Here is a 24070-nt window from a genome sequence, read left to right on the forward strand (position 1 = left end):
CCCACCGGGAGCAGCCGCTTTTTGATATAGGCCAAAACCGTGGCGCGGAGTTTACTTCAGCGCGTTTTTCAGCTCGCCGGCGGCCAGGGCCTGCGCCTCCTTGGCCTGGGGCACGACGGCACCCATGCCGAAGAACTCGTGGGTTACGTTGTCGTAGTTCTGGTACTTCACCGCAATACCGGCCGCCTGCAGCTTGTCGGCGTAGGCTTTGCCCTCGCTCATCAGCGGGTCGATGCCGGCGGTGATAACCGTGGCCGGTGCCAGGCCCTTCACGTTAGGCGCTTTCACCAGCGAAATCATCGGGCTGTTGCCATCGGCCGGGGTGCGGAGGTAGTGCTTGAAAAACCACCCCATGAACGGCTTGCTCAGCGGCTTGGCCTGCGCGTTTTTCTGGTACGAAGGCGTATTCATGCTGTAGTCGGCAATGGGGTAGACCAACAGCTGGTGCTTGGGCTGCATGGCGCCTTTGTCGCGGGCCATCATGCACACGGCGGCGGCCAGGTTGCCCCCGGCGCTTTCGCCGGCTACGGCCACGCGCTTGGGGTCACCTTTGATGGACGCCGCGTTTTTCAGCACCCACTGGTAGGCCGCGAAGGAGTCGTTGTGGGCCGTGGGAAACTTGTTTTCCGGAGCCTGCCGGTACGCTACCGATACGAAAATAGCGCCCGTTTGCTCGGCCAGGGCCCGCACCGAGGGGTCGTACGTATCCAGGTTGGCAATAACCCAGCCGCCGCCGTGGTAATACACCACCACGGGCAGGGGCCCGGTGGCACCTTTCGGGGTGTAGATGCGGGCCTTCACGCCCGGCGCGACTTCCCGGCTCATGGTATCGAGGGGCGAGGGCGGCATCGGGATGCCGAAGTCCTTCATGACGGCCATCGTGGCGTCGGTGGCGGAGGGGGCTTTGCGTACTTCGGCCGGCGTAAGCTGCTCGGGCGGGGTGGGGCCCTGCAGGCTGGCCAGCTTCTCAATGACGGTCTGCATCTCGGGGCCGATGTTGGGCGCCCAGGCCGGGGCCGGACCGGCGGGCTTCACCGGCCGGGGCGCGGCGCTGGTGTCGGCCATTGCCGCGGTGGTGTCAGCGGTTTGCTGGGTGATATCGGCGGCCTGCTCGGTGGGCTTGCTGTTGCAGGAAGAGAAGCCGAGGCTGGTCAGAAAGACGGCCGCCGCCAAAGAGGCCGGCCGGGTCGTGGATAGGAAAGAAGATGTCATGGTGTGGTAGTGAGGGGTTGAAAAAGCAGAACAGTGGTTACGCAGCCCGTAGGTGATAGTTGGATAATATGTGGTATTAATATGGTGTATCAGGAATAGGTTATATTGAATAGTGTTGCTTGCAGCGTGTCGGGTAAAAAATATTACGCCTGATACTCAGCGGGAAAAGGCAGGGAAGGGCTGTATTTTAGGGCACTATGCAGCATTTCCGAAAAACCCTCTTACATTTGCATCACCAAACAGTGCGGGGTGGAGCAGTTGGTAGCTCGTTGGGCTCATAACCCAAAGGTCACAGGTTCGAGTCCTGTCCCCGCTACCTAGAAGGGCGTTTCCTAATCGGAGACGCCCTTTTCTTTTGTCCCCGCCTCTGAAGTTGAGCCAATAATGGCCGGCCGCGCGGCCGCAGTCGTATGCACGGGTGGCGGGGCTACTCCCCGTCTTACTGCTATGCAAGACACTGCCAAAACAACGACGTTGCAGGATGTGGGCCGGGGCGTGCTGGGCGCCTTTATGGTCGGGGCCGGGGTGGGCCACCTCACCTTCGCGCGGGTACCGTTTCAGGCCCAGGTACCCGATTTTGTGCCGATGGACAAAGACACCGTGGTGCTGCTGTCGGGCGTGGTAGAAATCGGGCTGGGCCTTGCCCTGCTGCTGGCCCGGCGGCGCAAGGTGCCGATGGGCCTGGGGCTGGCCGCGTTTTACGTGCTGGTGTTTCCCGGCAACGTGCATCAGTACACCCACCACCTCGACGCCTTCGGGCTCAACTCGGACGCCAAGCGCCTGGGGCGGCTGTTCTTCCAGCCCGTGCTGGTCGCCTGGGCCCTGTGGTCGACGGGGGCATTGCTGGCGTTGCGGAAAAGGAAAAGCGCCTGAAATGCCCCGTAAGGCCAGGAAACCCGGCGCCGGGAGTCCCGGTTTTCGGTGGAGCTTAAGCTGGTGGCGGGTGGCGCCAAGGAGGCGGACTGGATAAGCCATGGCGTAAGCGTTGGCCGAATCCCGCGCCCGGTCGTATCTTTGGGCCCCGTGATACGCCCCGTCCTCGCCCTTTTCCTGAGTGTGCTCATGCTGGTGAGCAGCCTGGTTCCGCAGAATGATGTGGAAGAGCTGGGCAAGCTGCCGCAACTCGTGCAGCACTTCCGTTCCCACGCCGCGCAGGCGCGTGGGCAGCTGTCGGTAAGCCAGTTTCTGGGGCTGCACTACGGGGCCGCCAGCACCCGCCACGACCAGTACGTGCGGGCCGTGCGCCACAGCCAGGAGCACGACAACCTGCCGCTGCGGGGCCAGCACAACTTCCCCAACCTCGACTATATCGTACCCGCCGGCCGCGTGGCCGTGCTGGCTTGCCGCCGCGTGCGGTCTAGCGCTGCCTACCGGGCTCCGGCCCGGTCGTTGTATGCTTTTGCTTTGGCTAACAGCTTGTTGCAGCCGCCCCGGGTCTAGCTTGATTCCGGCCGAGGAGTAGCAGGCGCGGCGGCAGGTACGCCGCCAGCCCGTGCCGCTCCCTTTTTTTTAGACTGCTGCCCGCCTGCCCGCCCGCTGAGTTCAGCGGTGCTGGCCCCGTGGCCCGCGGCAGTCCATTTTTTCTTGTTGCCTTCGTTAGCTGCTCCGTGCCGGAGTGGCTGGGTTCTGCCGTAGCCGGATTTCGGGCGGCGGGCCGGGCGAAGGAGTAACATCCCCTTGCTTATGCTTACCAGGATTATTGCGGCCAGCATCCGCAACAAGCTTTTCGTGGCCCTGCTGGTGCTGGGCCTTATTGCCTGGGGCGGCTACTCGGCCGCCCACCTGCCCCTCGACGCCATTCCCGACATCACCAACAACCAGGTGCAGGTCATTACCCAGAGCCCGGCCCTGGCCGCCCAGGAGGTGGAGCAGTTGCTCACGGTGCCCCTGGAGCAGCAGCTGCGCACCGTGCCCGGCGTGCAGGAAATCCGCTCGACCTCGCGCTTCGGCCTCTCGGTTATTACCGTCGTGTTCGGCGACGAAGCCGATACTTACCTGACCCGGCAGCTGGTGGCCGAAAAGCTCAAAGCCGCCGAAAGCAGCCTGAGCCCTGATGCCGGCCACCCCGAAATGGCCCCGATTACCACCGGCCTGGGCGAGATTTTCCAGTATTCCATCCGCACGGAGCCCGGCTATGAGAAGCAGTTTTCCCTGACCAAGCTGCGCGAGGTGCAGGACTGGATTGTGAAGCGGCAGCTGGCCAGCGTGCCGGGCGTGGTGGAGGTGAGCAGCTTTGGTGGGGCCGTGCGCCAGTACGAGGTGAGCGTAAACCCCGAGCGGCTGAACGCGGCGGGCGTGTCGCTGGCCGAGCTGTTTGCGGCCTTGCAGGCCAACAACGCCAACACCGGCGGCTCCTACCTGGAACAAGGGCCCAACGCCTACTTTATCCGGGGCGAAGGCCGGGTCAGCAGCCTCGACGACGTGGGCAACATCGTGGTGAAGCACACCCAGGGGCTGCCCGTGCTGGTGCGCGACGTGGCCCGGGTCGGCTTTGGGCAGGCCATGCGCTACGGGGCCATGACCCGCAACGGCCAAGGTGAAACCGTGGGTGGTATCGTGCTGATGCTCAAGGGCGCCAGCTCCGAGCAAACCATCAAGGGCGTCAAGGCCCGGGTGGCCGAGATTCAGGCCACGCTGCCCAAGGGCCTGGTCATCGCGCCGTTTCTGGACCGCACCAAGCTCATCGACAAGGCCATTCACACCGTGACCAGCAACCTGGTCGAGGGCGGCGTTATCGTCATCGTGGTGCTGCTCGTGCTGCTGGGCAACCTGCGCGCCGGCCTGGTGGTGGCTTCCATGATACCGTTGTGCATGCTGTTTGCCCTGGGCCTGATGCGCACCTTCGGCGTGTCGGCCAACCTGATGAGCCTGGGCGCGCTGGACTTCGGGCTGATTGTGGACGGGGCCGTGATTATCGTGGAAGCCATGATTTTCCACCTCGTGCACCACCGGCGGCAGGCCGAAATCGAAACGATGGACCACGTGGCCGAAGCCGCTGCCACCCGCATGATGCGCTCCGCCTTGTTCGGGCAGCTCATCATCCTGATTGTGTACTTCCCCATCCTGGCCCTGACCGGCATCGAGGGCAAGATGTTCCGGCCCATGGCCCTGACGGTGAGCTTCGCCATTATCGGGGCTATGCTCTTGTGCCTGACCTACGTGCCGGCCGTGTCGGCCTGGGCGCTGCGCAAAGACATCAAGGAGGAAGGCACCTTCGCCGACCGGCTGATGAAGTTTCTGTACCGCGGCTACCGGCCCCTGATTACGGCGGCTTTGCAGTGGCGGCGCACCGTGGCGGGCGGGGCCCTGGCGCTGCTGGCCCTGAGCGTGGTGATTTTCCTGCGCATGGGCGGCGAGTTTGTGCCCCAGCTCGACGAGGGCGACTTTGCCGTGAACGTGACGCTCAAGCCCGGCTCCTCGCTCAGCCAGAGCATTGCCACCACCACCAAGGTGCAGCAGATTCTGCTCCGCAACTTCCCCGAAATCGAGCAGGTAGTGGGCAAAATCGGCACCTCGGAAATTCCCACCGACCCGATGTCGCTGGAAGATTCCGACCAGATTGTGGTGCTCAAAGACCAGAAGCAGTGGACTTCGGCCCATTCCCGGGAAGAGCTGGCCGGCAAGATGCAAGCGGCCCTGGCCGGTATTCCGGGCGTTACGCTGGAGTTTCAGCAGCCCATTCAGATGCGCTTCAACGAGCTGATTTCGGGCGTGAAGTCCGACATCAGCATCAAGATTTACGGCGACGACCTGGCCCTGCTCTACGAAAAGGCCAACCAGGCCGCTACCCTGATCCGGCCCCTGGCGGGCGTGGGTGATTTGAAGGTCGAGCAGATTGTGGGCCTGCCCCAACTGCGTGTGACTTACGACCGGCAGAAAATGGCCCGCTACGGCCTAAACGTGGCCGATCTGAACACCCTGCTGCGGGCTTCCTTCGCCGGCGACGTAGCGGGCCAGGTCTACGAAGGCGAGCGGCGCTACGACCTGGTGCTTCGCCTCGACTCGCTGAACCGCCGCAGTATCAGTGACTTGCGCAGCCTCTACGTGGACTTGCCCGGCGGCCAGAAGATTCCGCTGGGCGAAGTGGCTACCGTGGCCTTCCGCAACGCGCCCATGCAGGTCTCGCGCGACGATGCCCGGCGGCGCATCAACATCGGGGTGAACGTGCGCAACCGCGACGTGGAAAGCCTGGTGGCCGACATTCAGCAGCAGCTCAACACCCACCTGAAACTGCCGCCGGGCTACACCGTGGCCTACGGCGGGCAGTTCGAAAACCTACTCCAGGCCAAGTCGCGCCTGCAGGTGGCCGTGCCGGTGGCGCTGCTGCTGATTTTCCTGCTGCTCTACCTGTCGTTTCGCTCGGTAAAGCAGGCGGCCCTGATTTTTACCGGTATTCCGCTGGCGGCCATTGGCGGCATTCTGGCCCTGTGGCTGCGCGACATGCCCTTCAGCATCTCGGCCGGCGTGGGCTTCATTGCCTTGTTTGGCGTGGCCGTGCTCAATGGTATCGTGCTGGTCGCCAGTATTAACGACTTTGCCGCCACCGGGGTGCGGGCCGTGCGGCAGCGGGTGCTGCACGCCACCTCCGAGCGGTTCCGGCCGGTGCTGCTCACGGCGGCGGTGGCTTCCCTGGGCTTTCTGCCGATGGCCTTGTCGTCGTCGGCGGGGGCGGAGGTGCAGAAGCCGCTGGCTACGGTGGTTATCGGCGGACTGATTTCGGCCACGCTGCTCACGCTGGTGGTGCTGCCGGTGCTCTACACCCTGTTTACCAAAGACGGGGAGCCCAGCCCCACCGACGACGCGCCCGAACACGAGCCCAGCCGTTTGGCCTCGGCCGGCCGGCTGCCGGCGATGCTGCTGGTGCTGGGTGGCTCCCTGCTGATTTCGGGGGGCGCGGCGGCCCAAAATCAGCCGCCCGCCACCCCGCTCACGCTCAGCCAGGCGCTCCAGCTGGGTACGCAGCAAAGCCTGCTGCTGCAAACGGCTACCCTGGAAACCCAGCGCCAGCGCGCCCTCACCCGCACCGGCTACGACGTGCCCCGCACCGCCGTGGATTACCAGTTTGGCCAGATTTCGGGCCCGCTGCGCGACCAAAGCCTGAACGTGGTGCAGCAAAGCGCCCTGCCCCAGGTGTATGCTGCCCAGCGCAAGCTGCTCGAAACCCAGGTGCTGACGGCCGAGCAGCGGGCCCGCAGCCAGCGGCGGCAGGTGACGCAGGCCATTCGCGGCGCCTACTACCAGCTCCTCGCCGACTACCGCCGCCTGGCCTTGCTGCGCCGCCAGGACAGCCTCTACCGCCGCGCCGCCCGGGCCGCCAGCATCCGCTACCGCACCGGCGAAACCAACCGCCTGGAGCAGGTATCGGCCGAGGCCCGGGCCCAGGAGCTGCGCAACCAGCTGGCCACGCTGCGCACCACCGTGCAGGTGCAGCGCCAGCAGCTGGGCGTGCTGCTCAACGCCGGCGGCCCCATCAGTATTGATACCACGACCAGCCTGGTGGTGCCGCTCACGGCCGCCGACACCGTGCTGCTCGCGCCCGAGGCCAACCCCACGCTGGCCGGCTTGCAGCAGCAGGTGGCGGCCAGTCAGCAGCAAACCCGGGTGGAAAAGCTGCGCCGCCTGCCCGAGGTGCGGGCCGGCTACTTCACCCAGACCATTAACACCGAGCGGGGCTTTCAGGTGGGGCAGGTGGGCGTGTCGGTGCCCTTGCTGGGCGGAGTGCAGAAAGCCCGCATTGCCGCCGCCCAGCTCGGCGAGCAGGTGGCCGCCTCCGAGCTGGCCTACGCCACGGCCCAGCTGAACGGGCAGGTGGCGGCCCTGCGCCAGCAGCTGCTCCGGGGCCGGGCGTCGCTCAGCTACTACGAGCAAACGGCCCTGCCCCAGGCCCGCCTGATTCTGACCACCGCCGAAAAAAGCTTCCGGGCCGGCGACATCGACTATGTGACCTACGTGGTGAATACCGAGCCCGCCTGGCAGATCCAGCAAGCCTACCTCAACCAGGCCCGGGACTACAACGAGCTGGTTATTGCCCTTCAAACTCTTACCGCTACCGAATAATGGCAGCTTCCTCTTCGCTTTTCCGCATGAATCGTTTTTCAGTTGCCTCCTGGGCACTACTCCTTAGTAGCGTTGGATTCAGCTCCTGCCAGTCCGACAGCCAGGCCGCCAAAACGGCCCCGCCGGCCGCTGAAGCTCCCGCCGCCCCGGCTTCGCCCGACCAGGTGACCATCAGCGCGGCCCAGCTGGCGGCGGCCGGCATCGAAATCGGGGGCTTCACCCACAAGAACATGACCACCAACGTGCTGGCCAACGGCGTGGTCGACGTGCCGCCCCAGAACCGGGTGTCCATCAGTCCCGTGATGGGCGGCTACGTGCAGCGGGTCGACGTGCTGCCCGGCCAGCAGGTGAAAAAGGGCGAGGTAGTGGCCATCCTGCGCCACCCCGACTACCTGCGGCTCCAGCAGGAATATTTGCAGGCCCGGGCCCGGCTGAAGTTTCTGAGCCAGGAATTGCAGCGCCAGCAAACCCTGGATGCCGAGGACGTGGGCGCCAAGCGCAAGCTCCAGCAGGCCCAGGCCGACTACGCCACCGAGCAGGCCACCGAGCGGGCCCTGGCCGGGCAGCTGCGCCTGCTGGGCCTGGTGCCGGAACGATTGAAGGCCTCGTCCCTGACGCCCAACGTGGCCCTGACCACCCCGCTCAGCGGCTTCGTGAAGGCCGTCAACATCAACCCCGGGCAGTACGCCAACCCCCAGGACGTGCTGGTCGAAATCCTGAATCACGCCGATCTGCACCTGGAGCTCAAGGTGTTTGAGAAGGACATTGCCCGGCTGCGCAAAAACCAGAAAATCCTGTTCAAAGTGCCCAGCAGCGCGGTGCAGCAGGAGTTTTCGGCCCACATCTACCTCATTGGCCAGGACTTCGACGGCGAGGCCCGCACCGTGAACGTGCACGCCCACCTCGACGACAACAAGGCCCCGGTGCTGCCCGGCCAGTACGTGGCGGCCCAGATTCAGACCGGCGGGGCCCGGCAGCCCACCCTGCCCGAGGAGGCCGTCATTCAGGCCGGGGAGCTGAGCTATATTTTTGCCCGCGTGGGCAAGACCGGAAACCACTTCCGGCGTTACCGCGTTCAGACGGGCCCGGTGCAGAGCGGCGACGTGGCCATCCGGCCCCTCGACGAGCTGCCCGATACCACGCAGCTGGTGCGGCGCGGGGCGTATTTTCTGGAAGCTGAGCTGAGCAAAGGCCAGCAGCAGGAAGAATAAGCCCCGCGCGGCCTGTTGCTCCGGCCTGGGCTGCCATCGGCGGCCGGGCCTCCGTTCCTTCTTCCGCTATATCCCACCTGGTTTACCGTTTCCGCCCGGCTCCTTAGCCGGGCGGACGGCTTTTTTTTGTTCAGTATTGCCTTCGCGCGCAGATGGGAAAAACGAAATTATTGCCGCTGGCCCTGGGTGGGCTGGCCATTGGTACCACCGAGTTTGTGATGATGGGGCTGCTGCCCAACATTGCCGCCGAGTTCCGGGTCACGATTCCGCAGGCGGGCTACGTTATTTCGGGCTACGCGCTGGGCGTGGTCATCGGGGCGCCGCTGCTGGCCGTGGTGGGCGGGGGCGTGCCGCCCAAAAAAATGCTGATGCTGCTGATGCTGCTCTTTGCGGGGTTCAACACGCTGTCGGCCTTCGCGCCGAATAACACCGTGCTGTTCATCACCCGGCTGTTGTCGGGCTTGCCGCACGGGGCCTTTTTCGGGGTGGGCTCGGTGGTGGCCAGCCGGCTGGCCGCGCAGGGCAAGCAGGCCCAGGCCATTTCCATCATGTTTGCCGGCCTCACGGTGGCCAACCTGCTCATGGTGCCCATCGGTACCTACGTCGGCCACCACTACTCCTGGCGCTACACCCTGGCCGGCGTGGGCCTGATCGGGCTGCTGACGGTGCTGGCCGTGCAACTGGTGCTGCCGGCCCTGGAAGCCGAGCAGAACGGCTCCGTCAAGTCGCAGCTGGCGGCCTTCAACAAGCTGGAAACCTGGCTGATCGTGCTGCTCACGGCCATTGGCACCGGCGGCCTGTTCTGCTGGATCAGCTACATTGCCCCATTGCTCACCGACGTATCCGGCTTCGCGCCCGAGCAGGTGCCCTACATGCTGATGGTGGCCGGCCTGGGCATGGTGGTCGGCAACGTGGCCGGCGGCAAGCTGGCCGATAAGCTCAGTCCGCTCAACGCCTGCCTGGTGCTGCTGCTGACGATGGCCGCCACGCTGCTGGGTATCTACTTCGTGGCCGAAAGCCGGCTGCTGTCGGTGCTGATGACCTTCGTGGCCGGCGGCTGCTCCCTGGCCGTGGCCGCCCCCATCCAGATCATGATGATTCACGCCTCGAAAGGAGCCGAAACCCTGGGCGCGTCCGTCACGCAGGCGGCCTTCAACATCGGCAACGCCCTGGGGGCTTTCCTGGGCGGGCTGCCCATTGCGGCCGGCTACGGCTACACCTCGCCGGCCCTGGTGGGCGTGGGCATGGCCCTGGCCGGCGCCGGCTTTGCCCTGGCCCTGATCCGGCTGAAAGCCAGCCAGGCGCAGCCCGCGCCGGTGGCCCAGGTCGTGGCCGGCTAGGGGAAAAGGCCGGGCTGCGTCGGAAGGTAGGCCGGCGGCCGGCTTTTTTCGGCCGGCCGGGTGGAGGCTTTTCCCGGATTCCCGTAGAAGAAAAACAGGCGCTGCCCCGGCGCTCCGGCGTTGATTTGTGCGGTAGATACTCGCTTTTGTGTCTTCTTTGGCCGGTGTGCCGCGGGTAATTTTGCCGTGTTATCTACCACTGGACTTCCACCGCTATGAAACCGATTGATTCGTCTGCCCTGGCCTTGCTCGACTTGCGCTGCCCCCGCTGCCACCAGGGGCCGCTGTTTTCGTATCCGGCCTATAAGCTCACCAAATACGCCGTGATGCCCGAGCGGTGCCCGGTCTGCGGCGTGGCCTACGAGCCCGAGCCGGGCTTCTACTGGGGAGCCATGTTCGTGAGCTACGCCTTTTCGGTGGCCTGGTTTGCCATCGGCGGCGTGGTGGCCTACTACCTGTTCAATAACCCTTCGGTGTGGGTCTACGTGCTGCTGGTCACGGGTTTGGTGCTGGTCACGGCCCCGGCCACGCTGCGCTACTCCCGGGCCATCATGCTCTACCTGTTCGGCGGCATTAAGTACGACCCCAACCTGCGGCGGCTGTCCGGCGAAACAGACCCGCCGAAACGGGCCAACGCCCCGGCTCCTTTATAAGCGAAGCCCCGCCGTCAGTGAAGCCTGGCGGCGGGGCTTCTTGCTTGAGTAAGGCAAGCTGTTTGTCGCGCAGGGGCCGGCTTTCTTGCGGCGGCGGGCCGCCCCGCTTCGTGTTGCTGCGCAATCCGCGTAGCTTGCGGCGGCAGGCGCGGCTCCGGTGGCCGGGTTTGCCGCCGCATGAAAACTCCCGCCCTGCCCGTTCTGGCCATCCATTCGTTTGCGCCGGCCGGCACCAATCATTGGTACTACGTTCAGCAGCTCGCCGCCCACGTGCGCCAGTTTCCGCACGTGCGGGAGCCTCACGCCCACGATTTCTACCTGCTGCTCTGCGTCACCCAGGGCCAGGGCACCCACACCATCGACCAGATTACCTACGAGCTGCAACCTGGCAGCCTGTTTTTCCTGGCCCCGGGTCAGGCTCACTCCTGGGCACTGTCGGCCGACGCGCAGGGGTTTATTCTATTCTTTACCGCCGAGTTCTACCTGCAATACTACCCGGCCAGCCGCCTGGCCGAATACCCGTTCTTCCACCCGGCCTTCCCGCCGGTAATCCAGCTGCCCCCGGCCGAAACCGACATTCTGCCGCTGTTCGAGCGAATGTACGGGGAGGAGAAAACGGCGGCGCCCAACCGCGCCGAAGTGGTGGGTGCCTACGTGTATCTGGTGCTGGAGCTGGCTACCCGGGCCTATCCGCGGGCCGTGGCCGGGGCACCGTCGGCCTACGGTCTGCAACAGGTGCGCGCGTTTGGCCTGCTGCTCGACGAGCATTTCCGAACCGAGAAATCGGTGCGCTTCTACGCCGCAAGCCTGGCCCTGACGGCCAACCACCTCAACGCCATCTGCCGCCGCATCCTCAACAAAACTGCCAGTGACCTGATTCACGAGCGGGTAGTGGCCGAGGCCAAGCGTCAGCTCACGCACTCGGCGCAGTCGGTGGCCCAGGTGGCGGATGCGCTGGGCTTTGAGGAGGCTTCCTACTTTGCGCGCTACTTTAAAAAGTACGTGGGCCAGACGCCGGAGGCTTTTCGGCACAAGCACTAACGGGTGGTTTTGTAGCATTCAAAAACGGGCGGGAGCGGAATGCTACAGTTCTGTAGCATTGAAAATTAAATTCTTTGGGAATGCTACAAACCCCAGGTAGCATTCCGACTCACCTGCGTCCGACATCCTAAGTTCGCCCCGTCTGCATCATCCCGCCTGAAAAGACATCGAAGCATAGCCGCACTGATTACCGCGACAGCCGGCAAGATTCCTCGGACTCTGCTTGATGCGCAGAATGCTCGGAATGACGGGCTGGGCTGGTCGTTACAGCTTCAGCGTCATCGACAGGTTCAGCACCCGGCCTTCGAGCGGGGCCCAGAGCTGGCGGAACGCGGGGTTGGTAAAGCGGCCCTGGGCGTCGCTGAGCACCACGGCCTCGCGGCGGGTCTGGCGGTAGTCGAGCAGGTTTTCGCCGTTGAGCACGAAGGCCACCGGGCCGGTACCGTAGCGCAGCATGGCGGCCGTAATGAAGTAGCCGGGCGTGCGGGTGCCGTCGTCGAGGTACTGCCGGCCCACGTAGCTGGCCTCGGCCCCCAGGCGCCAGTGCTGGCCCAGCTCCAGGGTGCCCACGCCCGCTACTTTGTGCCGGGCAATCAAGCTCAGGTAGGGGTTGGGCGTGTCGTGCTGGCGGCGGGCATCGGTAAACACGTAGCCCAGGTACAGCTCCGTCTCGTCCTGCTTGAAGCGCACGTACGTTTCCGAGCCCTGGGTCAGGAAAGGCGTCGGGGCGTTGAAAAAGCTGATCAGGCCGGTGGCCGCGTCCTGGCTGACGAGCAGCGGGTGGGCAATGCGGGTCAGGAAAAACGACTGGTTGATGGTCAGCACAAACGAGTCTTCGCCCGTGCCGCTGGTGGTCTGGAAGTTCACGTCGGCGTTGGCCCCGGCCGACTGTTCGGCCCGCACCGCGCCGGCGAACGGCAGCACGTGGGCAAAGTCCCGCTCGTCTAGCTCGTTGGCAAAAAACGACGGTGCCTTGTAGCCCAGCCCGCCCCCAATGCGCGACGACAAGGCCGGGCTGAACTGCAGCAGGGCGCTGGCCCGGGGCAGCACGAAGGTGCCGTACTGGTTGTGGTGGTCGAGGCGCAGGCCGGTTTGCAGCGTCAGCAAGGAAGTCGGCTTCCAGTCGTCCTGCACGAACACGCCCGGCGTCACGTAGTCGTAGGCGCGCAGTTGGAGCTGCTCGGGGTGGCGGGGCCGGAAACTTTCGCCCGTGACGTTCAGCCCCGCTACCAGCGTGTGGTGGGCCCAGAGCAGCAGCTGGCTGGCCTCGGAGTAGTAGGAAAGCTGGCGGGCGTCGAGGCCGGTGGTGTTGGTGCGGGCCGTGCGCCGGAAGTCGCTCAGGCTGCCCTTGAGCGTGAGCTGGTTGCCGCTGGCGCGGGTGTAGTCGTAGCGCACCTCGCCGGTGTGCCGCCAGCTGGTGTTGTCGATGAAAAACTGGTGCTGGGCGTCGGGCTGGCCGTCGAGCACCTGCATGTCGCCGCCGCGGCGCTGCTCGTAGGTGCCGGTGTAGCCCACGATGAGCTTCTGGCTCGGGCTGGGGTAGTAGAACAGCCGCGGGTGCAGGGTGAGGCCGCGCAGGCGGGGCAGGTCGGAGAAATCGTCCTGGTTCACGTCGACGGCCTGCTGCCGGGTGCCGCCGGCAAAAAACGTGTAGCCCAGCCGCTCGGAGCGGCCCGAGGCAAAGCCGTGGAGGTTGGTTTCCCGCAGGGTGCTCTGGTTGACCAGCACCGTGCGCTCGGGCCCGCTGCGCTGGGGCTCCCGCGACACGAGGTTAATCATGCCGGCAATGGCCCCGCCCCCGTAGAGCGTGCTGGAAGCGCCCTTGATGAGCTCCACCTGCCGTAAATCGAGGGGCGGAATCTGCAGGATGCCGAAGCTGCCCGCGTAGCCCCCGAACAGCGGCACCCCGTCGCGCAGCAGCTGGGTGTACTTGCCCGACAGGCCCTGAATCCGCAGGTCGGCGTTGCCGGTGGTAGCCGAGGTGGGCTGCACCTGAATGCCGGCCACGTCGCCGAGCAGGCTGGCAATGTTACCGGGCTTGAGGCCGCCTTCTTCCTGAACTTCCTCGGAGCCAATGACTTCGATACGGGTCGGCAGGTCCTCGATGCGGGAGTTGGTGCGGGTACTGGTCACCACGACTTCGCCCAGCTCGGCCGGGGCCGGGGCCAGCAGCACCAGCCGCTCGGCGCCGGCCGGCTGGGGCAGCACCAGCCGCAGCCGCCGGGGCTGGTAGCCCAGCAGCGAGAATACCACCGTGGTGCTGCCCGCCGGCAGGTTGCGCAGCACTACGTGGCCGGCGGCATCGGCCGCGCCGCCGGTGCGGGCCGCCGGTACCACGGCCGTGGTACCGGCCAGGGGCTGGCGCGTCAGGCTGTCGAGCACCACCGCCCGCAGGTCGGCCTGGGCCTGGGCCGCCAGGCTGAGCAGCAGCAGAAAACTCGTGAGAAGAAGGCGCATAAAGCAGGGTAGAAGCAAACCAAGGCACAAAAAATGGCAATGAATCTGAAGATTGTCTGGGGCCCCAACCCGGGAACCCCGCCGACGCTGTTGCCTTTTATTCAGGAAGACCTATGTTCTGATTGAACTCGGCGGGGCAAAAAAACCGTTGTTGTTCCTTTATCTTTACCTGTCTTACCCCGACCGTCCCGTATGCCGCCTACGCTTCCCCATCCGGCCATTCTGCAACAGTTGCGCGCCGAAACCCGGCCCTACCACGATGCGCTGGAACAGAACGAGTTCAACCAGGCCATCCGGGACGGCCGCATCACCACGGGCATTACGCACCGGTTTCTGGCCAAGCTCTACGGTTTTCTGGTGCCCTACGAAGCCCGCCTGCGCCAGCAGCCGCTGGGCCCCGAGTGGCACGTGGGGCAGCGGCAGCGGGCCCACCTGATTCCGGCCGATTTGGGCGTGGCCGCCACCGAGTTGCCGTTGTGCGCGGCCCTGCCCAAGCTCGACACCTGGCCCCAACTGTTGGGCTCGATGTACGTACTGGAAGGCTCCACGCTGGGTGGGCAGGTGCTGGCCCGGCAGCTGGCCAACGCGGGAATTGCGGGCCGCGCCTACTTCACTGGCAATGGGGAGCAGACCGGCCCGCTCTGGAAAAGCTTCTGCCAGCTGCTGGCCGCGGCCACTACCGACGACAACCAAGCCGAAATCGTGGCCTCGGCCGCTTCTACCTTTCAAACCCTGCACGCGTGGATCGAGAAACCGTAATCTACAGCGACGAGAGCCTGCTGAATGCCCCCGTTACCCTCACCAACTGCGACCGGGAGCCGATTCACATTCCCGGCTCGGTGCAGCCCTACGGCTTTCTGCTGTGCCTGAGCCCCGAAACCCGGCGCGTGGTGCACGCCAGCGAAAACACGCTGGTCCTCATTGGTATAGCGGCCGAAGATTTGGTGGGCCAGGGCCTGGACAAGGTACTGGACGCGGCTACTGTTGCGGAAGTAGAAGCCCTGCTGCCCACCCTGACCGAAACGGCCAAGCTGCTGGGGGCCCGCCTGGGGTTGGTGGCCGGGCAGCCGTTCTACAAGATTATTCTGCACCGCCACGACGAGCTGCTGTGGCTGGAGTTTGAGCCCGTGGCCGAAACGGCGGTCAGCGCCGTGGATTTGCCCTCGCTGAACCTGGCTTTGGGCCAGATGCTGGGCGCCTCCTCCGTGGCCGAGTTCTGCCAGCTGGCCGTGGATCAGGTGCGCGACATCACCGGCTTCGACCGGGTGCTGATGTACAAGTTTGTGGAAGATGCCAGCGGCGAAGTGGTGGCCGAAGCCAAGCGCGCCGACCTGGAGCCCTTCATGGGCCTGCACTATCCCGCCACCGACATTCCGCAGCAGGCCCGGGCCATGTACCTCAAAAACTGGCTCCGCTTTATTCCCAACGTCAGCTACGAGCCGGCCAAGCTCGTGCCGGTGCTGCACCCGAAGGCCCAGCGCCCGCCCGACATGACCTACGCCGTGCTGCGCAGCGTGTCGCCGATTCATCTGGAATACATGCGCAACATGGGCGTGGCGGCTACCATGACTATTTCCGTCATCCAGGAAGGCGTGCTCTGGGGCCTGATTACCTGCCACCACATGACTCCGCGCCTGGTCAGCTATGAGCTGCGCGAGCTGTGCCTGTTTCTGGGCAAAACTTTCTCGGCCCTGCTCAAAACCAAGCAGCAGCAGGACGAGCAGGCCTACCGCCTGCACATCCGCGACACCCAGGTGCGGATTTTTGAGCTGGTGGGGCAGCACAGCAACTTCGTGGAAGGCCTCTACCAGCGTATGCCCACCATCCGCGACGCCTTCAGCTGCGGCGGGTCAGCCATCTGCTTCGAGGGCGACATTATTACCCTGGGCATCACGCCCACCCAGGAGCAGATCCGGGAGCTGATTCAGTGGCTGAAGGAAAACGTGCGGGACGACGTGTTCTACACCGATTCCTACGTGAAGCACAACCCCGAGGGCCTGGCTATTCGCGGGGTGGCCAGCGGCTTTATTGCCATTTCCCTGGCCCAGGAATCCGGCGACTACATCATCTGGTTCCGGCCCGAGCAGATTCAGACCGTGACCTGGGCCGGCAAAACCCAGAAGGCCGAAGTGTTGCAGGACGGGCAGCTCAAACTCTCGCCCCGCCAGTCGTTTGAGGCCTGGGCCCAGACGGTGGTCAACACCTCGGCGCCCTGGCTGCCGATGGAAGTGGCGGCGGCCAAGGAAATTCGCCTGCACCTCTCGGATGTGCGCCTGAAGGTGTTCAACGAGCTCCAGACCCGGGCCGTCAGCCTGGCGCGCCTGAACTCGGAGCTGGAGCGCAGCAACTCCGAGCTGGACTCCTTTGCCTACGTGGCCTCCCACGATTTGAAGGAGCCCCTGCGCGGCATTCACAACTACAGCTTATTCCTGCTCGAAGACTACGCCGACAAGCTCGACTCGGAAGGCGTGGGCCGCCTCCAAACCCTGGTGCGCCTGAGCCAGCGCATGGAGTCCCTGATTGAGTCTTTGCTGCAGCTCAGCCGCGTGGGCCGCCAGGACCTGACGGTGCAGGAAACCAACGTGCAGGAGTTGGTGGAGGAAATCGTGGACCTGCTGCACCCGCGCTTCGAGCAAACCGGCACCCACGTAACCATCGTGGGCGCGCTGCCCACCTTCCGCTGCGACCTGGTGCGGGTGCGGGAAGTGTTTCACAACCTGCTCACCAACGCCATGCGCTACAGCAACCACGCCGAAAAGCAAATTCGCGTGGGACTGGCCCCGGCCGGCGTGCTGGGGCCGAAAGGCAGCGGCAGTCCCGACGATTTTTACGTGTTTTACGTTCAAGATGATGGCATCGGTATCGAGCCGCGCCACCACGAAGCCATCTTCAAGATTTTCAAGCGCCTGCACGCCCAGGACAAGTACGGCGGTGGTACGGGCGCGGGCCTGGCCATTGCCCGCAAAATGGTTGAAAAGCAGGACGGCGAACTGTGGGTTGACTCTGCGCTGGGGCAAGGGGCCACGTTCTATTTCTCCATCTCTAAGCACCTCTAAGTGATAGTCTCAACTCACAAGCCCATTCTGGTAGTGGAAGACAGCGTGGAAGACTTCACGGCGCTGGGCCGAGCCTTCCGCAAGCATGCCCTGCCCAACCAGCTGCTGCGCTGCGAAGACGGCGACCAGGCCCTGGAGTATCTGCTGGGCTATGGCAAGCACGCCAACTGGCCCCAGCAGCTGCCCGCCTTCGTGCTGCTCGACCTGAACCTGCCCGGCACCGACGGCCGCACCGTGCTCGAAACCCTGAAGCGCGACGCCCGGTTGCAGTCCATTCCGGTGATTATCTTCAGCACGTCCACCAACAACCGCGACATTGAGGACTGCTACCGGCTGGGGGCCAACAGCTACCTGACCAAGCCGATTGAGTACGCCGCCCTGGAAGAAAAAACCCGGCTGCTGGTGCGCTACTGGCTCAATACCTCGGAATTACCCTTGACGAATTAGGTTCTGGCGCGCGTGAAAAAAATCCTTCTCGTTGACGACAACGAGCATGACCGGATGTTGTGCCGGCGCTTCCTGGGCAAGCAGATAGGGCACGAGCGGCTGGAGATATTCGAAGCGACTTCCGGCGAGGAGGGTATTGCGCAGTTCCGGCGCGTGCGACCCGACTGCGTGCTGCTCGACCACAACCTGCTCGACACCGACGGACTGACCCTGCTGCAGGATCTGCGGGCGCTGAGCCCGCCCGATGCCCTGTGCGTGGTCATGATTACGGGCGGCGGCAGCGAGGAGCTGGCCGTGCGCGCCCTCAACAACGGCGCCCTCGACTACTTGGTCAAAGGCCGCTTCGACCAGGAGCTGCTGTGCAAAACGGTGCTGCACGCCATTGAGAAAAACGAGTGGCGCCAGTACGTGGGCCGCTACCACGGGCAGCTCCAAACCGTGAACCAGCAGCTGCGCGAGTCGCTGGACGAGCTTACCGAAGCCCGCCAGCAGGTGCAGCAAACCAACGCCCAGCTGCTGGCGGCCAACCAGGAAGTGGAGGCCCGCAACAAGGAGCTGGCCCGCACCAACCGCGACCTGGACAACTTCGTGTACGCCGCGTCCCACGATTTGAAGCAGCCCATCAACAACCTGCGGGGCCTGTTTGATGAGCTGCGCCGCACCGCCACCTTCGACGACCCCGAGGAAGCCCAGGTGCTGCGCCTGGTCGACGAATCGTTGCGCGACCTGACCACGACCGTCACCGATCTGTCGGCCGTGGTGCAGGTCGACCGGGCCCCGGGCGAGGAAAACACCGAGCCCGTGCTGCTGGCCGACCTCACCGCCGACGTGCTCCAGACCCTGCGCCCCCAGCTGCTCAGCGCCCAGGGCACCGTGCGCACCTGCTTCGACCAGCTGCCGGAAGTAGTGGCCGTGCGCACCAGTCTGCGCACGATTCTGCTGAACCTGCTGGCCAACGCCGTGAAATACCGGCAGCCCGAGCGGCCCCCGCGCATCACGCTGCGCAGCCGCCTGGCCGACAACCAGGCGGTGCTGGAAGTGCAGGACAACGGCCTGGGCATCGACCTGGAGCGGAACGGCGCGGAGCTGTTTCACCTGTTTCGGCGCTTCCACCCCGAGGCCGGGGAAGGCACCGGCGTGGGCTTGTTTCTGGTTAACCGCCTGGTGCAGGCGCAGGGGGGCCACATCGAGGTCGAAAGCACCCTGGGCGAGGGAACCACGTTCCGGATCTTTCTAAACCAGGCTGGCAGATCCTCCCCGCTGGTCCTTACTCAACGCAAGTAGCGGCTCAGCTGCGAAATGGAGGTGATGCCCAGCTGCCGGGCCTGCTGCTGCCGCATGAGCAGGGCGTAGGTGTTGTTGAAACCCAGCGGGGCCAGCCACTCCAGCCCGTAGCGCCGCCGAAACTCCCGCTGCACGTAGCCGAACACGGCCGGCGGCCGGCCACCCAGCGAGTCGAGCACCGCCGCCGAGGGCTGCAGCAGCACCAGCAGGCCGGTGCCGGTGTACTCCGGGTACAGGTCGATGGCGCCGGTGCGCAGGGCTTCGAAGCAGATGGTGGTGCCGCCCAGCCCGGTCTTGGTTTCCACCGCCAGGTTGGTGTTACCCCGAATCAGGGCGGCATACATTTCCAGCAGGATATACTGCTCGGCAAAAATCTTGGAGCCCAGCCGCACCACTGCCGCCCCCGGCGCGGCCGGCCGGGGCTGCCGCCACAAGCCGCGCCGGCGCAGAAAGGCGTGGGCTACGGCCCGCGGCTCCTGGTGCAGGTAGTCGACGCGGTAGTTCAGGTTGGTCATCACCGAGTCGGAAATCTGCCCGGCCAGCTGGGCCAGCACCGCCGTCAGCTCGGGGTGTTGCCGCAGCAGGGCCGGCCGCACCACCGGGGCCGCGTAGTAGGGCGGAAACACGCGCCGGTCGTCGCGCAGCACCCGCAGGTCGTAGGCCCGGATGCGGCCGTCGGTGGAATAGCCGTCAATCAGGTCGACATCCTGGTGGCGGGCGGCTTCATACACCAGGGCCGGGGCCAGCACCACGCTGGGCAGGCGGCGCAGCCGGTACGCGGTTTTCAGGCCCGGCAGCCCATCGGCCCGGCCCACGAACTCGGGGCTGAAACCGGCCAGCAGCTTGCCCGTAGCGCGGGGCAGCAAGTACAGGCCACCCAGCAGCGGCAGCAACACCAAAAGCCCGGCACCCACGCGTATTAAGCGCCGGGCGCTCAGGCGCTGCAAGCCCGCCAGGGCCGCGTCGAAGCCCAGCGCCAGGGCGGCGGCGGGTAGGGCTCCGGCCAGAATCATCACCGGGTTGTTCAGGGCAATGCCGCCGAAGATGAACTCGCCCAGACCACCGGCCGCCACGTAGGCCGCCAGGGTCGCCACCCCCACATTGATGACCGTCGCCGTGCGGATGCCGGCAAACACGACCGGCAGCGCCAGCGGCAGCTCCACGCGGCGCAGCACCTGCCCGTCGGTCAGGCCCAGGCCCCGGGCGGCTTCCACCACCGCCGGGCTCACGCCCTGAATACCGGCCAGCGTGTTGCGGATGATGGGCAGCAGCGAGTAGAGAAACAGCGCGAAAATGGCGGGCCGGGGCCCAATACCCAGCAGCGGAATCAGGAAGCCGAGCAGGGCAATGCTGGGCACGGTTTGCAGCGCGCCGGCCACGCCCAGCACGGCCGGGGCCCAGCGGGGGCGGCGGCTGAGCCATAGGCCCAGGGGCAGGCCCAGCAGCACCGCCAGCAGCAGCGAGGCCGCCGTGAGGCCAATGTGCTGCAAGGTTTGCTCGCCGAGCTTGCCGGCCTGGGTTTGCCAGAAGGTGAGCAGCTCGGTTAGCGTTTCCATGCGGTTTCTTCTCGTTGCAGGGCCTGCCCGAAGGCAGCCATCAGCTGGGCCAGGTCGAATGAATAGGGGCGCGCCGCGCGGGGCTGGCCGGCCAGGGTCAGGTGCTCCAGTACTTCCTGAATGGTGGTTTGAGCCGACTCAGCGGGTTGGCTTTCTGGTAGAAAGGGGGCCACGTCGACCAGAGTGAGGGTGCGCAGCTGCAACGCTAGTCTTTCGGCGGCAAAGAACTGGCGGACGAAGTCGTTGGCGGGCTGAAGCAGCAGCTCCCGCGGGGTGCCCAGCTGCTGCACCTGGCCGGCGTTGAGCAGCAAAATCCGGTCGGCCAGCTCGAAGGCTTCGGTGACGTCGTGCGTCACGAGCACCACCGTTTTGCGGCGCAGCTCCTCCAGCTCCCGAAACTCCCGGCGGATGCTGGCCCTAGTGATGGGGTCGAGGGCCCCGAACGGCTCATCGAGCAGCACGATGGGCGGGTCGGCGGCCAGGGCCCGGGCCAGGCCCACGCGCTGCTGCTGCCCGCCCGAAAGCTGGTGCGGGTACTGATTGGCGTAGCGCTCCGGGGGCAGATGCAGGCGGTTCAGCAGGGCCGTGGTACGGTCGATAATAGAGTCCGGAGAGTGGCCCAGCAGCCGGGGTACCACCGCAATATTCTCGGCCACGGTGTAGTGGGGCAGCAATCCTACCTGCTGAATGACGTAGCCCATGCCCCGGCGCAGCACCGCGGGCGGCTGCCGGCGCACGTCCTGCCCATTCACTTCGATAGTGCCCGCGTCGGGCTCCACGAGGCGGTTGAGCAGCTTGAGCAGGGTGGTTTTGCCGCAGCCGCTGGGGCCGAGCAGCACCAGCGTTTCGCCGGGAGCCAGGGCAAAGGAGACATCCTGCACCACCGCGTGGGCACCGTAGCGCTTGTGGGCGTGCGCAACGCGGATGGCGGGCAGAACAGAGTCGGGCATGCGGCGGGGAAAGCGGGAAACGAAAGGTATCGGCTCAACAACCGCCAAGGTATACTTTTGTGCTATGAACCCGACCCTGACCACCGTTCCCGCCACGGCCGCCGATATTCCCGAGCTGGTTTCCTTCGTCAACAGCGTGTACCGGGGCGAAACCTCAAGGCAGGGCTGGACCACGGAAGCCCACCTGCTCGACGGCCCCCGCATCGACGCCGATGCCCTGGCCGAGATGCTGCAAGCCCCCGGGGCCGTGCTGCTGATGGGCCGCACCGAGGCCGGCGAGCTGGTGGGCTCGGTGTATTTGCAGTTGCAGGCCGAGGCTATGTACCTGGGCATGCTCTCGGTGCGGCCCACCCGGCAGGGCGGTGGCATCGGCCGGTTGTTGCTGGAAGCCGCCCACGCCCACGCCCGGGAGCTGGGCTGCACCCGCATGAAAATCACGGTAATAGCGGTGCGGCACGAGCTGCTGGCCTGGTACGAGCGGCAGGGCTACCAGCGCACCGGCGAAACCGTACCCTTCCCCACCGACCCGCGCTTCGGCATTCCGCGCCAGCCCCTGACGCTGCTGGTGCTGGAAAAGCCGCTGTAGCCGCGCTACAAGCCCGGCCGGGGCTCCAGGTCGGGCGGCAGGCTGGGCTCGGGCGTGCCCGCAAGGGGCAGGGTTATGACGAACTCGGTAAACTCGCCCTCCCGGGTGTCGACCGTGAGGGTGCCGCCGTGGCCTTTGGTTATCAGGTCGTAGCTCAGGGCCAAACTCAGGCTGGTGCCTTCGCCGGGGGTGGGCGGGGTGGCAAACCGCTCGAACAGCGTGGGCCGCAGCTTTTCGGGAATGCCCACCCCGTTGTCGTGCACCCGGATTTCGATGTGGCCGGGGGCCGCTTTGGTGCTCACGGCTACCTGCGGCACGTAGCCTTCCTGCTTGAGCTGCTGGCGCTGGAGCACGGAGGCAAACGCGGTGGTGTAGAGGCTGACGAGCACCCGGCCCAGGTCGTGGCGGATGATGGAGAGGTTGCCCACGGCCGGGTCGAGGGTGGGTAGCAGGGCGGCGTAGAAGTTGCGGTTCTTGGCCCGCACGTCGTGGTAGGTCAGGCGCAGGTAGTCCTCCACGAAGGCGTTGACGTCGGTGAGCTGGTGGGGGCCGGGGCTGTTGCGCGAGTATTCCAGCATGCCGCTCACGATGGAGGCCGCCCGCTGGCCCGAGCGCACGATCTTGCGCTGATACTCGCTGAGCACCTGTAGGTTGTCCAGCGCGTTGTTGGTTTCGTCGGTGTCCAGGCCCAGCCGGGCCAGCTCCCGGCGCAGCTCCTCGATAAGGTCGGCGCTGATGCCGGCCAGGTTCTTGATGTTGCCCACCGGCGTCTGAATCTCCTGGGCCACGCCGGCCATCAGCTCGCCCAACGACGCCATTTTCTCGCGCAGCACCAGCTGGCTCTGGGTGGTTTTAAGCTCGTGCAGCATGCGGCCCAGCGTGTCGCGCTGCTGGGTTATTTCCTGCTTCTGCTGGGTTATTTCCTGGTTTAGAGTGGAAAGCCGGGTGTTGGCCCGGTGGTGCAGGTGGTTGTTGCGCCACAGTACCAGGGCCAGCACCAGCAGGCTGCCCAGCACGAAGGTGAGGATGTAGAGCCGGGTGCGGGTTTCAAACTGGCTCCGCTCTTCCTCCAGCTCGCGCAGGCGCTGCTGTTCGGCAAAGCCAATGGCGTCGACCTGCTTGATGCGCTGGGGGTTATACAGGCTGTCTTCGGCCTGCAGCATCACGCGCATGTATTTCAGGATGCTGTCGGGCTGGCGCCGGGCCTCGAAAGCATTGGTGAGCAGGCGGCTGTTGTGCACGATGCCAATGACGAACGGCAGCGTCTGACCAATACTCAACGACTTGCGGGCGTAGTAGATGCTGGAGTCGGTGCTGTGCTCGCGCTGGTAAAGCTCGGCCATGTACTGGTAGGCCCGGCAGGCGCTGCGCAGGTCGTGCTCGGGAAAAGCGGTCTGGGCGCTGCGCCGGTAGTAGGTCAGGGCCTCGGCCGTTTGGCCCCGGGAGGCGTGCAGCAGGCCCAGCTCGCGCAGCACGTAGGGCAGGGGGTTGCCCCAGCAGCTCTGATTGACCGTGCGCGAGTTGCGCGTCAGCGTATAGGCCTGGTTCAGAAAGTATTCGGCCGAGTCGAGCTGGCCCCGGCCTTCGTAGCTGGCCCCCAGGTTGGTCAGCACGCTGATCAGCTGGGAGTCGTCGCCGATGCCGGGCTGCTGGTAGAGGCGGCGGGCCCGGAAAAAGTAAGCCAGGGCCGGCCGGTAGTCTTCCAGTGAGTGGTAGAGCAGGCCGATCTGGTTGAGGGTGCGGGCCATGCCTTCCCGGTCGTGGCTGCTGGTGTGCAGCTGCAAAGCTTGCAGGTCGATGCGCAGGGCCTGGGGCAGATTGCCCCGCTCACCCATCAGAATGCCCAGGCGGGAAAGGCAGCGCCCTTCGCCCTTGGGGTAGCCAATCTGCCGGGCCAGCGCCAGGCCCTGCCCCGCGTACCACTGCACCGAGTCGAAGCGGGAGTAGCGGTAGGTGGCGCTCAGATCGGCCAGCAGCAGCACCCGCGTCGTGTCGGCTTTGGCCGTGGCCAGCGCCGCGCGCAGGGGCCGCGTCTGCGGACTTTGCGCCCGCAGCCCGGAGCCCGACAAAGCGCAGTAGCATAGAAATAGCACGGGAAATAGTTTCCGCATGCATAAAAGTAAGCAACAACCATTCGTCAAATAATATATTATTCGATTAATGGCTGTTGCGGCGGCGGCTAAGGTGCTCTGCGCGTGGGTGAAACGGCAAGCCGCCGCC

The 24070-nt window shown here is 65.4% G+C and carries 17 protein-coding genes and 1 tRNA gene; 13 read left to right on the forward strand and 5 right to left on the reverse strand.

Annotated features, from left to right (window positions below; genetic code table 11):
* Positions 1 to 51: 51 nt before the first annotated feature.
* Positions 52 to 1212: an alpha/beta hydrolase gene (locus E5K00_RS13460; RefSeq protein ID WP_245328293.1), complete on the reverse strand. Its 1161-nt coding sequence runs from the start codon at positions 1210 to 1212 to the stop codon at positions 52 to 54.
* 243 nt (positions 1213 to 1455) lie between these two features.
* On the opposite strand from E5K00_RS13460, the gene E5K00_RS13465 reads away from it, so the two are divergent.
* From E5K00_RS13465 to E5K00_RS13500, 8 genes are all read left to right on the forward strand, one after another.
* Positions 1456 to 1528 (forward strand) — tRNA-Met (locus tag E5K00_RS13465).
* A gap of 131 nt (positions 1529 to 1659) precedes the next feature.
* Positions 1660 to 2085: a DoxX family protein gene (locus tag E5K00_RS13470; protein WP_135463847.1), complete on the forward strand. Its 426-nt coding sequence runs from the start codon at positions 1660 to 1662 to the stop codon at positions 2083 to 2085.
* A 150-nt stretch (positions 2086 to 2235) separates the two neighbouring features.
* Positions 2236 to 2652: a hypothetical protein gene (locus E5K00_RS13475; RefSeq protein ID WP_135463848.1), complete on the forward strand. Its 417-nt coding sequence runs from the start codon at positions 2236 to 2238 to the stop codon at positions 2650 to 2652.
* 243 nt (positions 2653 to 2895) lie between these two features.
* Positions 2896 to 7269, forward strand: coding sequence for a CusA/CzcA family heavy metal efflux RND transporter (locus tag E5K00_RS13480; RefSeq protein ID WP_135463849.1), 4374 nt, complete (start codon positions 2896 to 2898; stop codon positions 7267 to 7269).
* A gap of 26 nt (positions 7270 to 7295) precedes the next feature.
* Positions 7296 to 8480 (forward strand): efflux RND transporter periplasmic adaptor subunit, encoded by a 1185-nt coding sequence (locus E5K00_RS13485; RefSeq protein WP_167856882.1) that lies wholly within the window; start codon positions 7296 to 7298, stop codon positions 8478 to 8480.
* Positions 8481 to 8632: 152 nt separating this feature from the next.
* The gene (locus tag E5K00_RS13490) at positions 8633 to 9820 is read left to right on the forward strand and encodes an MFS transporter (protein WP_135463851.1); all 1188 of its coding nucleotides are present in this window, start codon (positions 8633 to 8635) and stop codon (positions 9818 to 9820) included.
* Between the two features lie 215 nt (positions 9821 to 10035).
* The gene (locus E5K00_RS13495; protein ID WP_245328294.1) at positions 10036 to 10473 is read left to right on the forward strand and encodes a DUF983 domain-containing protein; all 438 of its coding nucleotides are present in this window, start codon (positions 10036 to 10038) and stop codon (positions 10471 to 10473) included.
* Positions 10474 to 10650: 177 nt separating this feature from the next.
* Entirely contained in the window at positions 10651 to 11514 is an 864-nt protein-coding gene (locus E5K00_RS13500) for an AraC family transcriptional regulator (protein ID WP_135463852.1), read from the forward strand.
* A 264-nt stretch (positions 11515 to 11778) separates the two neighbouring features.
* Here E5K00_RS13500 and E5K00_RS13505 read toward each other — a convergent pair whose 3' ends face one another.
* On the reverse strand, positions 11779 to 13971 hold the full coding sequence (locus E5K00_RS13505; protein WP_135463853.1) for a TonB-dependent receptor: 2193 nt from the start codon (positions 13969 to 13971) through the stop codon (positions 11779 to 11781).
* A gap of 192 nt (positions 13972 to 14163) precedes the next feature.
* On the opposite strand from E5K00_RS13505, the gene E5K00_RS22845 reads away from it, so the two are divergent.
* Genes E5K00_RS22845 through E5K00_RS13520 form a run of 4 tightly spaced genes read left to right on the forward strand, consistent with a single transcriptional unit; the run spans position 14164 to position 18758 of the window.
* Positions 14164 to 14730, forward strand: coding sequence for a biliverdin-producing heme oxygenase (locus tag E5K00_RS22845; RefSeq protein WP_167856883.1), 567 nt, complete (start codon positions 14164 to 14166; stop codon positions 14728 to 14730).
* A complete protein-coding gene (locus E5K00_RS13510) occupies positions 14712 to 17027 on the forward strand; it encodes an ATP-binding protein (protein WP_167856884.1) in 2316 nt (771 codons plus the stop codon). Before E5K00_RS22845 ends, E5K00_RS13510 begins: the two co-directional genes overlap by 19 nt.
* Entirely contained in the window at positions 17028 to 17474 is a 447-nt protein-coding gene (locus E5K00_RS13515) for a response regulator (protein ID WP_135463855.1), read from the forward strand.
* 12 nt (positions 17475 to 17486) lie between these two features.
* Positions 17487 to 18758: an ATP-binding response regulator gene (locus tag E5K00_RS13520; protein ID WP_135463856.1), complete on the forward strand. Its 1272-nt coding sequence runs from the start codon at positions 17487 to 17489 to the stop codon at positions 18756 to 18758.
* On the opposite strand, the gene E5K00_RS13525 is transcribed toward E5K00_RS13520, so the two are convergent.
* Positions 18746 to 20314 carry an ABC transporter permease/substrate-binding protein gene (locus tag E5K00_RS13525; protein ID WP_135463857.1) on the reverse strand — a complete coding sequence of 523 codons (1569 nt, stop codon included), beginning with the start codon at positions 20312 to 20314 and terminating at the stop codon, positions 18746 to 18748. The two genes, E5K00_RS13520 and E5K00_RS13525, sit on opposite strands and share 13 nt — an antisense overlap.
* On the reverse strand, positions 20302 to 21264 hold the full coding sequence (locus E5K00_RS13530; RefSeq protein ID WP_135463858.1) for an ABC transporter ATP-binding protein: 963 nt from the start codon (positions 21262 to 21264) through the stop codon (positions 20302 to 20304). Before E5K00_RS13530 ends, E5K00_RS13525 begins: the two co-directional genes overlap by 13 nt.
* A gap of 64 nt (positions 21265 to 21328) precedes the next feature.
* Here E5K00_RS13530 and E5K00_RS13535 point away from each other — a divergent pair, with 64 nt between their 5' ends.
* The gene (locus tag E5K00_RS13535; protein ID WP_135463859.1) at positions 21329 to 21850 is read left to right on the forward strand and encodes a GNAT family N-acetyltransferase; all 522 of its coding nucleotides are present in this window, start codon (positions 21329 to 21331) and stop codon (positions 21848 to 21850) included.
* Between the two features lie 5 nt (positions 21851 to 21855).
* Here the strand turns inward: E5K00_RS13535 and E5K00_RS13540 are convergent, their stop codons facing one another.
* Positions 21856 to 23961 (reverse strand): tetratricopeptide repeat-containing sensor histidine kinase, encoded by a 2106-nt coding sequence (locus E5K00_RS13540; protein ID WP_135463860.1) that lies wholly within the window; start codon positions 23959 to 23961, stop codon positions 21856 to 21858.
* Positions 23962 to 24070 lie beyond the last annotated feature (109 nt).

This window comes from Hymenobacter aquaticus (genome assembly GCF_004765605.1).
Taxonomy (GTDB): Bacteria; Bacteroidota; Bacteroidia; order Cytophagales; family Hymenobacteraceae; genus Hymenobacter; species Hymenobacter aquaticus.